We start from the raw sequence: 13,314 nt of genomic DNA, 5'->3' as shown, positions 1-13,314 counted from the left end.
CTTTATTTCTGTTTGTTACTGTACAAAGGCAGTAACTCCCGTTGAATTTTGAGTCTATCGAGCAATACGAATTCTCAGTAATTCATTTTGATGGATGAAATCATTCATATTTAGGCTTGGATTACCGATATGATTGCTTGCCTCCTTCAAAAATGAATAAAGAGGAGAAAAAGCATCGGCATACTCATTCCGTTGTCATAGTTAAGAAAACAGTTTGCGCAGAAATCACTTAGCAGACGATTAGGTTGATATAGTATGTCTAGGTATATGTATTTATTAGGGAAGTCGCATGTTCACACTAAAAGTAGATAAGGATTTATCACTAGCGTTGGTACAGCCGAGTTTTGCTGCTCGGTATCTTGAGATTGTTACCCATGAACGTGACTATCTTTCACAGTGGCTAGCCTGGCCGCCACACGCTCAAGATGAAGCGTTTTTCCTAAGTTTCATAAGACAATCTTTACATGATTATGCCGATGGAAAATCCATGACCTGCGCGATGATTTATCAAGATGAGGTCGTTGGGAACATCAGTTTCAACACTATAGATTCGTCATTAAAAAGAGTCGAGCTAGGCTATTGGCTAAGCCAGTCTATGCAGGGGCGCGGCATCGTCACGCGAGCTGTCTCAAAACTCATCGAATTTGCTTTCTTAGAGCTAAAAATGGAGAAGGTTCAGATCTCGGCGGCAAGTGAGAACCAACCAAGCCGAGCGGTGTGCGAGAGACTCGGTTTTACCCTTGAAGGCGTTATCACGTGTGCCGAGAATCTAAATGGTCGAGTCGTTAGCCATGCTATCTATGGACTGTCACATCAAGCATGGTTAGAGGGTAGAGTTAGCTCGCCAAGTGTTTAAACTGCAGGTCGACGAGCCTTCGATATAGCTCGCACGTCTGTAGAAGTTCTCGGTGATTGCCTTTATCGATCAGGCGACCATGGTCAAGTACCGCAATTTGGTCGGCATGCTGAATGGTGGATAAGCGGTGTGCGATGATGATGGTTGTGCGACCTTGCATTAGCTCGTCCAGTGCCTGTTGGACGTGATGTTCGCTTTCGCTATCTAGGGCGCTGGTGGCTTCATCCAATAACAGGATCTTTGGATCTTTTAGAATGGCCCTAGCGATGGCAATGCGTTGACGTTGTCCGCCAGAGAGTCGCACTCCTCGCTCTCCCAAGAAGCTTCCATAATCGTCAGGTAAGTTCATAATAAAATCGTGCGCATGCGCCTTTTTCGCGGCTTCAATCACCTCTTCATCAGTGGCGGTTGGGTTGCCATATCGAATGTTGTGGAACACATCATTACTGAACAGTGCAGGCTGCTGCGGAACCAATGCCATCTGTTTGCGAAGCTCAAGCGGATCGAAACGTTTGATATCAACTCCGCCAAGCGTGACTTGTCCGCTTTCTGGGTCGTAGAATCGTTGCATCAATTCAAATAAGGTTGTTTTTCCTGCTCCAGATGGCCCCACAAGCGCGAGCACTTTCCCTTCTTCGGCAACAAGATCAAGCGATTCAACCGCCGCTTGTGTCGGTCTAGAAGGGTAATGGAAGACAACTTGATTGAAGGCGACTTCTGGGCGCAATGTATCAGGAGAAAGCACGTCTTCCGTTGGTGCCGTGATGTGGCTTTCGACCTGTAGGATCTCAATTAATCGCTCGGTTGCGCCAGCAGCTCGTTGTAGCTCTCCCAAAACTTCAGAAATAGTGGCGAGAGAAGAGGCAACCATAATAGCGTAAAACACAAATGCACCTAGGTCGCCGGCTGACATAACGCCATTGATCACGTCACTGCCACCTACCCACAACATGCCTGCGATTGCACTAAAGACAATCACGATGACACCAGAGATGAGAATTGCGCGCTGTTTTACTCGTCGTCGACCTATCTCATAAGCGCGTTCTACTTCTGTGGCGAACGAAGCGCGCTCTTGCGCTTCAAAGCTGTAGCTTTGTACCGTCTTAATATGCTCAATGGCTTCCCCGGCATAGCTTCCTACATCTGCCATTGAGTCTTGGCTTTGTCTTGAAAGGGCTCGAACTCGTCTGCCATAAAACAAAATAGGAACTAAAATAAATGGCACGGAGGCAAGTACAATTAGCGTCAGTTTGATATTGGTCGCAAATAGCATGACGATGGCCCCTACGCACATTAACGCGCTACGCATTGCCATAGAAAAAGACGAGCCGATGATGCTTTGCAGTAGCGTCGTGTCTGTGGTGATACGTGACATGATGTCGCCGCTACCGTTGGTTTCAAAGTAGCTTGGATGCAGCGTAATAATGTGGTCAAACACGGCTTGACGAATGTCGGCACTCACGCGCTCACCAACTGATGAGACTAAGTAGAAGCGGAAAAAGGTGCCAATCGAAATGCATAATGTGATGACCAGAATAAACTGGATAGCGTTTTCAAGGTCGGATAGAGATTGCTGCGTGAATCCTTGGTCTATTAGGATTCGAACACCATGGCCGACAGAGAGCGTTAACCCTGCGGTAACGATTAAAGCGATAAGAGCCGCAAACACCTTCATACGATAGGGTCGAATAAAGGCGAGTAGTTCTACCAAGATCCCCAAGTTTTTACGTTGTTGTTTCGTCTCGGAGGGAGTCTGCATGTTTTGCCCTTTAAGATTCGCTATCTGTGATGGATGTCAAAAGAGAAATGACAATAGGAAAAGCATCCGCACATAACTTGGGACGCTAGTTATCTAAAGTACTGTAAAGTATAGAGTATACCTAATGTAAATAGGAAATAGATATGCACCACTCACTGCCATACTTTGAAGATTGGCCGCGCATTGACTCTGCGATTAAGCAAGACCCCTTGATAGAGACTGAGGTGGCTAGACTGGTTTCTCTGATGACAATTGAAGAGAAGCTAGGTCAAATGATTCAGCCAGATCTTCGAGGTGTCACGCCCGAATTGGCGAAGCAGTACAAACTCGGCTCCATATTGAACGGAGGAGGCGCGTGGCCAAATGAGAACAAGCGGGCAAGTGCGCGTGAGTGGGTGTTGCTTGCTGACGAACTTTGGCACGCGGTAGAGGAGGCATATCGCGACCGTCCATTCAGAATCCCCTTTATGTGGGCGACGGATGCCGTCCATGGACACAACAATGTCTTCTCTGCGACCGTTTTTCCACACAATATTGGCTTAGGGGCGGCTCGGGACCCAGACCTCATTGAGAAAATAGGCTTCATTACGGCCAAAGAGGTCGCGGTAACCGGGCTAGATTGGACATTTGCTCCTACGGTTGCTGTCCCCAGAAATCTAAGATGGGGCAGAGTCTATGAAGGTTACTCAGAAGACCCCGAAATTACCTATCTGTATGCGTCAAAAATGGTCAAAGGTCTTCAGGGGTCGGCAGAAGAGCTAAAAGGCGACCAACGCGTTATCTCTAACGTGAAGCATTGGGTTGGGGATGGCGGAACGCTTGAGGGGGAGGATAGGGGTAGAAATCACTATGATGAGTCTTCGCTTCGCAATATTCATGCCGTGGGCTATTTCAGTGGATTAGAAGCTGGCGCTCAAGTGGTGATGTCTTCTTTCAATTCTTGGGTCAATCTAGCTAACTACGATCACTCTCCACAAGACGGCGAAGCCTATAATCACAAAATCCATGGCAGTCGCTATCTCATCGAAGACGTTCTCAAAGGAAAAATGGGATTCGATGGCTTTGTCGTCACAGATTGGCATGGTCATGCAGAAGTCAGTAAGTGTTCTGATGGCGACGCGACATACGCTATCAATGCAGGTAACGACGTATTGATGGTACCTGTTTACGAACACTGGATAGAGGTATACGAAAAGGCGTTAGCGGATATTAAATCAGGTGTCATACCCATGAGTCGCGTTGATGATGCGGTGACTCGTATCCTCAGGGTGAAGATGCGTGCGGGACTTTGGGATAAGCCTTGTCCGTCAAAGCGCGCGCTCGCGGGTAAGCAAAACATACTAGGAGCTCCAGAGCATAGATCTGTCGCGTGTGAGGCCGTTCGTAAATCTCTGGTATTGCTCAAAAATGAAGAGCAAATCCTGCCGTTGCACCCCGATCAACGCGTGATTCTTACTGGAAGCGGAGCGGATGATATTCAAAAGCAATCCGGAGGTTGGAACCTAACATGGCAGGGCGATGAGAACAGCTTAGATGACTTCCCCGGTGCGACGACGGTTAAAATGGCATTGATCGAAGAGCTTGGCCGTGACAATGTCACCTTTAGCCCGTCGTTAGATGTACCGCTTTCAAAACAAGATGTCGCTATCGTAGTCATCGGTGAAGACCCATACGCCGAGATGATGGGAGATATCAAGTCATGGCAGAGCTTAGAGTTTGCCAAGCTGAAGCGCAGTTATCGTAAAGATGCAGAGAAGATCCGTCTGCTTCACCAACACGGAGTGCGCGTGATTACGATTTTATTCAGCGGTCGTCCTCTTTACCTCAATGAGGAGATAGCAAAATCAGACGCTTTCGTTGCGGCGTGGTTACCAGGAAGTGAAGGTGCGGGCATTACTGATGTGTTGATTGCCGACGACTCAGGTAAACCAAGATTCGATTTTCAAGGGACGCTATCTTACAGCTGGCCCAATACCAAATTAGGCACGATGGTTAGTCGCCAACCATTACATATCCCAGACTATGATGTTCCAGAGTTTGAACAGTGTCCGAACGGTGAGCATCGACCTCTGTTTGAGTACGGCTACGGGCTTAATTACTCGGATAAACTGCAAACAAGGGATCTCACTAACATTCCTCTAGATATCACTGATGAGCTTGCGGGATCTGCAGACGTCAATACCGAGCATTTGTTTGGAGTGAGGGCGTCTATTGGCGACTATCAAATGAAAGTAGAAGATGGCGACCACTCAGAGGGTATAAATGTTTCACGCAATAACGCTCTTCAACTTAGCGCGATTTCTACCAAGCCCTATAACTACCAACAGCAGCAGGATGCCGTTCACGTGAACTTTCTGGGTGGAGATGCGGCACTAACAATGGCAACTGGTGATCAAGAGCCTGAAAACTTTGCTCAGTTCTATGAGTCTGGCAGTATCGCGTTTGATGCAAAAGTCATCTCACCTAGTAGCGAGCCAGTCTATCTCTTAATTGAGAGGCAAAGTAATGAGGTTTGTAGCCAGTTCACCAAGTTAGACATCACTGAACAGCTTCGCTCCAATGACAAGTTTAAAACCGTGGTAATTCCCGTGACTTCGGTTGCTTCTAATTCGGCAGCGTTAAAACAAATCCAAATCCCTTTTGGCATCGAGACTATAGGAACACTTGACGTTGTCATAGCGAACATACGCTGGCAACGCGAATAAGTTGTCGTTTGGTAATGACGTTGGACAACAAAGTTTGAAACTCATTTTTGGACAAAAGTTTCTTGTTGATTTCAACCCCTCCGCTCACCAGATATTGGTCATCCTCATATATGGACTCCCATTAGATTGCAACTAGAGGACGGAAATAAGTAGGAAGCATGCGCATATTCGGGCTCTTGTTGAGTAGCGAACTCTGCCCCTTGATGTTTTCGCACCCTAATGCCACTTCGCGAAAAAGGTACCTAGTACCATGAGGATGATCTGGCTCGTTAGGGTCGGTCTTACCTGTTTTCGTCTTACTCTTGGTTGTAATCTAAATAAGGTACTTAAACTAGTTCGGGTAATCGGTATGGTTGGTGGTGATTAAGCATTGACCATGCCGTTCTGACTGTTTTGTTAGCGAGAGCAACTGCTGCTCTTCGAAGCCCTGCTCTTTCTATCAGGCTTTTGACCCAAGCCTCTTTTGTTGTCTTAGGCTCCCTTCGGTCGACAACCCGAACAAAAGCGAGAGCACCTTGGATCAAATTAGCTCGTATTCGTTTACAGGCGAATTTTTTACCAATACCTAAAAGTACAGTCTTGCCACCAGTGCTGTACTGTTTTGGTGTCAGGCCAATGCACGCAGAAGCTTCACGGCCATTCTTGAAGTTGCCACCACCTTCACCTATCGAGAGATACAAGGCTAATGCATTGACATTACCTACGCCCTCAAGAGCAGATAGAGCACGACATTCCGGTTGTTGTTGAATCTCATTGTTGAGTTGTTTTACGACCTTTTCTTTCCTATCTGTAAGGTCTTGGTACAACCAATACATTGTCGATACTTGTTCTCTGACAATATCCGGTAAGCCATTTTTAGCATCTTCCAAGACGAAAGGGACTTGCTTTCCAAAAGCGGACGTTCCGCGTGGAATATCAATCCCAAACTCGGCAATTAGTGCTCTAATCATATTGCTAGTAGCAGTGATTGTATCGACCAAGTGCTGTCTCATCTTGTCGATGGATTGAAGTGATTGCGCCCTTACAGATTTGACTGCAATGAAGTGAACATTTGGCTGTTTAGCTGCGACTGCAATGGCCATTGCATCATTCTTGTCTGTTTTTTGATTAGTGCGAAATGGTGAGACATTCTTTGGCGCGATCAAGATAACGTTATGCCCTACGGATTGGCACAAACGCCCCCAGAAGTGAGAAGTAGCACAGGACTCCATTACGACGGTGCAAGGCGGTTGTTTGAGTAACCAGGATTTCAGTTTGGCTTTACTGAATGGTTTCTCTGTAGCGACATGATTGCCAACCAGCTTACAAACTTGGAATGAGTTTTTTGCTAAATCAATAGCAATGGTCGTAGACTTGTTCATGTATGGACTCCTAAGGATTATGGTTTCGTCACCAGTAATTTTAGTTCCCTCTTGAGGGAGGGAGTCCATACATCGCGAAAGTGAGGATCTCCTATCACGTGTAGGTGACTGAAAATATTCGACTAAATCACGTAATTCAACTTTTCAACGCGCTGAATGAGATCCCCTTTTTCAAGGGGATGACGGTGATTTTGGGTATGGTTTGAAACACCGAATTGGGGCAGGAATGAGTTGGTGTATCAGCTAAATTAGCCACAATACAAATACCAAGAAACCCTCTCAACAAGTCGAGAGGGTTACAATCGGACTAGGCTTTATTTGCCTTCAATTTTCACCACGTCGAACGGTAGAGTAATTTCTACGGGCTCTAGAAGCTGTTGCTCTGCTAGCTTGCCGCCGCGTGCTTCAACACGTTCCCACGCTGCTTCTTCCCAACCTTGAATGCGGTCAGTTGACGCTTGTGAGTAAGGTGCGATACCTGTGTCGTACACTTCGATGAATACATCGTTGTTTTCAATCTTAGTGTAACAAGTGTGCTGGTCACCGTATGGGCAGTTAGAGATAACCACATACATGTCCTGCTCTGCGTACCATTCGATTGCAGTACCATCTTTCACTGGTGGTGTTGGGCACATGCGAGCGCGAGTGATGTTTTGATCGTCTAGCATGAACTGGTTACCTTGGAAGATGTTCCAGTCGTTGTGGTCAGAGAAGAACTGACACACTTCACGACGTAGTTTCTTGTCTTCGATGGCTGCAATCGCTGGGATGCGTGAGAAACCGTGTAGGAAGTTCTCGTGACAGCTGTTTGTTACTTTGTCTAGACCGTGTGCAAGACCAATGTACTCTGGCGAACAGTGCGCTGCTAGCCAAATGTGCGTGAAGCCTTCTGGTAGTTCATCGTATGGGAACTCGTCTTCTACTAGCGTCGCAATCTTGCGGAAATTACGCGACTGAGTCCAAACACCTGAGTATAGACGCTGGTTGAAACCGTCCATCGCTGTTGAGTTTAGGTGGTCACCGTACTGGCTTAGGTCAGGAGTCACGAACATCACATCCATGATTTGCGTACGGCCATCGTTGCCTTCTGCGTTTGGACGTTGTTCGATACGGATTGTTTGGCCCGCTTTAACTAGGAATGCATTACCCGTTTCGCGCTCTAAGATGTCTGTGTAAACAAGCTTACGAGTGCCGTTACGCTTAGTTTCACGAACACGCTCGTAGAAGTCTAGGTCTGGAGACACAGAGTCAGAGAACGTTTTTACTGGGTCAACGTCAGCGTCGTAGTTTGAGTCAAAGTTCTCAAGTGCGTTTAGTTCTGCTTCAGTTACATTGCTTAGTTCAGTCATAGTATTAAAACCTATAGCTGCGGATTCCTTTTCGGTAATGGCCGTGGGTTCCGTGCACGACTTCTAGAAAAGTATCTTAAGGGCTTGCGAATCAGTTAATCACCCCGCCGATGGGTTACATACTACGCATTCATAAATTAAATACAATTGCAGTAAACCTTAAGAAATTCTTACACGTCAACAAGCACAATCTTAGTCGCTGCAGTTTAGTTTTGAGTCGTGTTGTGCGGATCAAATAATGGTGGTTGGTTAGTGATAAAGAAGTGAGGTAGGTATTACAGTAAAGGCATGTCGCCTTTCTAGTGTATTGGCGGTGTGCGCGTATTTTGGTGTGCGTCGCAACCTGTCAGTAATTCTTAATGTTTAATGATTTTTTATTAAACATTATCTGTCAAATAATAATGGTATTCCAAGAGCAGGGCGACAAAGTATGAAGTCGCTATAACTGTACCAACCACAGAGTCATATGGATGGGATAACTGTGAAACCAACGAATTATGGGGAATACACCATGTCCAATCACCAAACATCTATAAACTCAATCGCTAGGACTAACAACGACCACACGGTCCAACCTACTATTAAGGATCTAGCAAACACACCAGTTAAAAAGCTAGCATTAGCCACATTTGTTGTGGCCAATATTGGCGTTGTGGCAGCACCAGAATCAGTAGCAGCGATTGGTGGCTCTTTAGGTTGGAGTGCCAGCGAAATTGCATCCTATTCTGGCATGGCTTTTATCACGACTGAAGTGCTGATTCTTGGCTCTGCTTTACTGCTTGGTAAGCCAATGGTTGCACTGGTAAAGTCGAAAATGAAAAAAATCTTTAGCAAGTAAAAGTGATACTTACCAATTTGATCAACTAGATAAAGCGCTCAGCGTAACTGAGTGCTTTTCGGTTGTAGAAATGAGCAGTGATAGAGCGTCTAGACGTCCCTAGCTGCCTACGCTGTGCTCACGGATGAGTTGACGAATTGCGGTGTGAATTATCCCATCACCTTTGTCTGTTCTCCAGATAAGTGAGGCAGGTATAGAGCGTTTTAAATCGGCTACGACATTCAACTCTACTAAACTACCAGACTCCAAATATTTTCTTAGAAATGGCCTGACAGCCATAGTCCATGCAAGTCCGTATTGTGCGACAACTGTAGTCGCGACAACTGAATCACATTTCCATTGGTATGAGGATATCTCTGTTAGGCGTTGTTCGCTCCTTCTTTGTAAGCTTGCTTGTCTGTATTTTTGCAGATCGCTGATAGTGACTTGTTCAAGAGCAGCGAGAGGATGATCAGGAGCGGCGACATAAAGTTGTTCAGCTTCAGGTAAAGCGATGGAATGTAGGTTGCTAAAAATGGGTTGTTCAAGAAGCGTAAAACCTATATCAGCTTCTCCTTTCACTATGTGACTAATCACATCTTCGGATGAGCGTTCGATAAGTTTTAGCTCGAGCTCTGGATAGTATTTATCTAAAAAGCTAAGGAGCTCACGTTCTTGCGGTACATTATACGCTGAGTCTAATGCGATTATGATTTGTGATTCTTGCTGAGGTTCAAGTTCCCTTGCCAACTGCTCGAAATGTTGGCAGCGTCCAAGAATTAATTTGGCTTCTCTGTAGAGCGTCTCGCCAGCAGCGGTAAGGCTTGGGTTTCGTGTGCTTCGTTCAAACAGCTCTTGGTTGAGATCAAGCTCTAAGTTGGAGACCGTCATACTGATGGCCGAGTGCGTTTTACGAAGTTTTCTTGCGGCAGCAGAAAATGACCCTAACTCCGCAGAAAGGACAAATGCTTGCAGTTGTAACAGGTTAATGTTCAGCATAAGAAATACTTAAATAATCAGCAACTTTCCTGCTAATTTAGATGACATTAACTGAAAGCTCAAGTCACATAGTGGCCGTACAGAAACAAACCCTAGTCAAAAGCATTTTCATCTCTTTGTGTAAATTATTCTTAAGGTAAACTGACTTTTTCTTTCATTTTTACTTGCTATTCTACAACCACTGGCAAAGAGGAAGCCTACTCATACATCAACCGAGACTGGTAAGGACAAAGTTAAGTTTAAGATAAAAGGTACATATTATGTCTGATATCAAAGTAGTAGAAAGCAAAATCAACGAGAGCGGTGTTTACGAGTACAACGAAGATGCAGATCCTGCAAAAACGTATGAGCGTATGGCTTCTCCAGATATGGCCTTCTACGATTCAGTGCGTGCAACAAAAGTAAACGGCACTCGTACTCACGTATATGACGACATCCTAGAAGCTCACACTGGTAACGCGTTCTTCGTTAAAGCTGGTCAAGTTATCCGCTTTGAGAACAACCCAAGCCGCCACAACGGTCGTACTCAAATCATCGACGTTCAGATGATTACTCCTGACCTAACTCAGTGGGCTGACCACCTAAACACTTCTGCACTTGAAGGCTTGAACCTACGTGTTAACTCTGGTGTGTGGTCTCAGCGTCACAAGATGGAAAAAATGGCGACACTAGTGGAGGATAACTTCCCATACGAAAAACTAGAAGAAGGCTTCACGCACATCTTCTACGCAGCACACTGTAACGCTGACTGGCTAACCATGCTGTACGGTGAGGAAGGTAACGTAAACTCTTGTAACGAGAACTTCCTGCACGGCTTCCTGCGTGTACCTGCTATTGCAGCTATTGAAGACGAAACTGAGCGTCGTGAAACGGCTATCTTCCATGCGAACCGTAACGATGTAAACATCTTCCAACCGAACCGTTTCACACAAATGGAAGGTGACATCACTCGCTGTGTTCTAGCGCCTGCACCAGCAGTGCCAGACGGTACAGCTGTTGAGTTCTACGCAGAGAAAGACCAGTACTTCGTAGTATCAAACTGCCCATACGCAGACCAACAACTACCGTTCCCAGAAGCGAAGCCAAATCCAGTGTACGTTTCTGTATTCGACACAGGCATCAAGCCAAACCACCCAGGTATGAACAACCAAGGTTGGGAAGAGCAAGTATGGAACCGCATCATGACTAAAGATGTGTCTCCAAAGTAAACTACGACTTGTTTAGGTAAGGAATCAAAGCTCCCATTTTGTTGGGAGCTTTTTTCGTTAAAGTAACAATCTACTTTCATAAGAAAAACTAATTCACTTAACTATTGGAATAGACGTGCTTTCTACTATTCGTAACAAACAATGGGGCAATTTCGTGTTACCAATGGAGTTAGTCGTGACCTTGCTCGCATGACTGAAAGTATGGAAAAACTCTATATACGTGGCCAGTTTTAGTGAATCACTACAAAATGCCTGGAATAGCTTGACCGGAATATAGGCTCTTAACTGGCTTAAGGTTTTAGCTTGGGCTTATCTTGGTAGGATCATAGAGGGCGGTGTGTGTCTTGATTCTAAAAGCCGAGCAGATTTCAGCATGGTTTGATAGGTATCTACTGAAGAAAGTCAAAGAGTAGACGTGATTGTGAAGCTCTAATATCGGTCTTTAACATGATAGAAGCGAGTAGCCAAATAAAATGGTTCTCGCTTTTTAGTCAATTATCACGTTCGATTCGAGATAAAAATTACCCAGTAAACTCTTCAGAATCGGGACGATTGGTAAACTGCACACCATTTAAGAAGTCGCACAGCAGTTGGTCTTCACACTGTTTATAGTTTTTGTTGTTTGGCTTGCGGAAATACGCACCAATTTCGTATTTACTTAAACTAATACCAACCACTTCTAGTACGTCCAACACGTCTTCTGCTTTCATGTCTAGCGCGATGCGCAGCTTCATGAAAATCATGTTGTTGGTCAACGAGACTTCTGGCTTAGGTTGCTCGCCGTCTTTTTTTCCTCGCTTGAGGTTAATAAAGCCATTTAAGAATACCGCTAGCTCTTGATCCTTCATCTTAACGTAAGATTTGTCGCTTTCATCTTTTAACCAGTTTGCCACTTTATCGTGAGCCACAGTGACTTCGGCCTGCCCGAAAGCTTTCATTATCTGTGCGTTTTTAAGGTTTAACGCGTGTTGGATACGACGTAAAATTTGGTTGTTAGTCACTAGGGATTCCTAAAATGAGTTCTAAGGGTGAATAAAAATCCATCAATCACATGCGATCTGTGGGTGTCTTTATTCAATGCGTAGTTGACGGTGACTCTAACAGAGAACACGTTTCTTCGGTAGGTTAAAAAATGGAAATAAGACGGCCTATTCGAAATAGTAGACGAAGTGGGTAAGACCCCACTTTCATAGACACTATGCTGATTAGGAGAAGTAGGTCAAATCACGACAAAAAACATCGAAAAGTTTCGGGCTTTATAGTCAAGTTTCAAGCTTTGATGTCCACCTGCAGCTACCTCCAGTGGTCGTTAACAAATTGGTGTTTTTGCAATAACCCAATAAGCTCTGAAAGCACTGGACCGTTGGCATGGCGACGGGAGACTAAACAACCTACCGTCGTCACCCAGCCACTTTTCTCATGCGCAACGGGTAGGGCGATGAGCTTCCCGTCTTGTATAGGTTGTTTAACCAACATCTCAGGTAAGTTTGACCAACCGATTCCCTGCAACACCATGTCTACAAGGTTTTGATGAGTGTTCGCATACCAAACATTGGTGCTGATGCCGTAAGTAAACCAAAGCTCTTCTTTGTCCGAACTACGATGTACGCATTGGCGATACGCTTTGAGGTCAGAATCTTTAACTATGGGCAGTGTTACTAGGGCGTGATCAGGAGCGACAACCGTTAGAAATCTCGCTTGTCCGAGCACGAAGAAATCCATATCCACTCGCAACTCACCGTCGGCATAGACGATGCCTATCTGCGCAACTTCGTCTCGAACCAATTGTTCGACATCAAACGTAGAGGCAGTGATGATTTCGAAGTTGGTAACAGGATATTGGTTTGCGAGAGGAGCAAGAATGGAGAGCAGAGTTTTGCTCATCAAGCTTTCGTCGACGGCAATCACCAGCTCATGCTCATAATCGTTCGCCAAGGAATCCACTTTCTGATCAAAATACTGTTGCTGGTGAAGTATTGAGCGGGCTATCGGCAATAACGCTCTGCCGCTGTCAGTCAGTTCAGGCGTATTTTTCTCTCGACTGAATAGGGTTTGGTCAATCGCGATTTCTAAGTTTGATACGGCCTGGCTAACGCCTGATTGTGCTCGACCTAGTTTGCGTGCTGCGGCTGAGAAAGAGCCGTATTCGCACACGGCAACAAAGACTTTAAGCTGTTCGAAACTGTACATAGCGATTCCAAATCACAGATTTATTTCAAAGGTATCACGATGTGTGATGGTTGTTAACTTTCTATCTAAT

10 protein-coding genes are annotated in these 13,314 nt (G+C 45.4%); 4 read left to right on the top strand and 6 right to left on the bottom strand.

Features of this window, described 5'->3' with window-relative positions:
- The first annotated feature begins 289 nt into the window (after positions 1-289).
- Positions 290-856 (top strand): GNAT family N-acetyltransferase, encoded by a 567-nt coding sequence (locus tag AC6I8Y_RS20130; protein WP_498022868.1) that lies wholly within the window; start codon positions 290-292, stop codon positions 854-856.
- Here the strand turns inward: AC6I8Y_RS20130 and AC6I8Y_RS20125 are convergent.
- A complete protein-coding gene (locus tag AC6I8Y_RS20125) occupies positions 837-2,615 on the bottom strand; it encodes an ABC transporter ATP-binding protein/permease (protein ID WP_498022867.1) in 1,779 nt (592 codons plus the stop codon). The genes AC6I8Y_RS20130 and AC6I8Y_RS20125 overlap by 20 nt on opposite strands.
- A gap of 143 nt (positions 2,616-2,758) precedes the next feature.
- On the opposite strand from AC6I8Y_RS20125, the gene AC6I8Y_RS20120 reads away from it, so the two are divergent.
- On the top strand, positions 2,759-5,320 hold the full coding sequence (locus tag AC6I8Y_RS20120) for a glycoside hydrolase family 3 protein (protein WP_498022866.1): 2,562 nt from the start codon (positions 2,759-2,761) through the stop codon (positions 5,318-5,320).
- Between the two features lie 326 nt (positions 5,321-5,646).
- Here the strand turns inward: AC6I8Y_RS20120 and AC6I8Y_RS20115 are convergent, their stop codons facing one another.
- Together AC6I8Y_RS20115 and AC6I8Y_RS20110 are read right to left on the bottom strand one after the other, a co-directional pair.
- Positions 5,647-6,681, bottom strand: coding sequence for an IS110 family RNA-guided transposase (locus tag AC6I8Y_RS20115; RefSeq protein WP_498021793.1), 1,035 nt, complete (start codon positions 6,679-6,681; stop codon positions 5,647-5,649).
- 314 nt (positions 6,682-6,995) lie between these two features.
- Complete coding sequence (locus tag AC6I8Y_RS20110; RefSeq protein ID WP_498022865.1) at positions 6,996-8,030, bottom strand: DUF1989 domain-containing protein; 1,035 nt, start codon at positions 8,028-8,030, stop codon at positions 6,996-6,998.
- A gap of 511 nt (positions 8,031-8,541) precedes the next feature.
- Between AC6I8Y_RS20110 and AC6I8Y_RS20105 the strand changes: the two genes are divergently transcribed.
- Positions 8,542-8,868 carry a hypothetical protein gene (locus AC6I8Y_RS20105; protein WP_498022864.1) on the top strand — a complete coding sequence of 109 codons (327 nt, stop codon included), beginning with the start codon at positions 8,542-8,544 and terminating at the stop codon, positions 8,866-8,868.
- A gap of 99 nt (positions 8,869-8,967) precedes the next feature.
- On the opposite strand, the gene AC6I8Y_RS20100 is transcribed toward AC6I8Y_RS20105, so the two are convergent.
- Positions 8,968-9,846 (bottom strand): LysR family transcriptional regulator, encoded by an 879-nt coding sequence (locus tag AC6I8Y_RS20100; RefSeq protein WP_498022863.1) that lies wholly within the window; start codon positions 9,844-9,846, stop codon positions 8,968-8,970.
- Positions 9,847-10,106: 260 nt separating this feature from the next.
- Here AC6I8Y_RS20100 and AC6I8Y_RS20095 point away from each other — a divergent pair, with 260 nt between their 5' ends.
- Positions 10,107-11,054, top strand: a complete 948-nt coding sequence (locus tag AC6I8Y_RS20095; RefSeq protein ID WP_498022862.1) for a DUF1989 domain-containing protein — start codon at positions 10,107-10,109, stop codon at positions 11,052-11,054.
- A gap of 521 nt (positions 11,055-11,575) precedes the next feature.
- On the opposite strand, the gene AC6I8Y_RS20090 is transcribed toward AC6I8Y_RS20095, so the two are convergent.
- Together AC6I8Y_RS20090 and AC6I8Y_RS20085 are read right to left on the bottom strand one after the other, a co-directional pair.
- Entirely contained in the window at positions 11,576-12,055 is a 480-nt protein-coding gene (locus tag AC6I8Y_RS20090; protein WP_498022861.1) for a YehS family protein, read from the bottom strand.
- Between the two features lie 292 nt (positions 12,056-12,347).
- On the bottom strand, positions 12,348-13,244 hold the full coding sequence (locus AC6I8Y_RS20085) for a LysR family transcriptional regulator (protein WP_498022860.1): 897 nt from the start codon (positions 13,242-13,244) through the stop codon (positions 12,348-12,350).
- Positions 13,245-13,314 lie beyond the last annotated feature (70 nt).

It is taken from the genome of Vibrio sp. KUL78 (genome assembly GCF_059725505.1).
The sequence above is the reverse complement of the archived record's forward strand: the minus strand, read 5'-3'. Positions and strand labels throughout refer to the sequence as shown.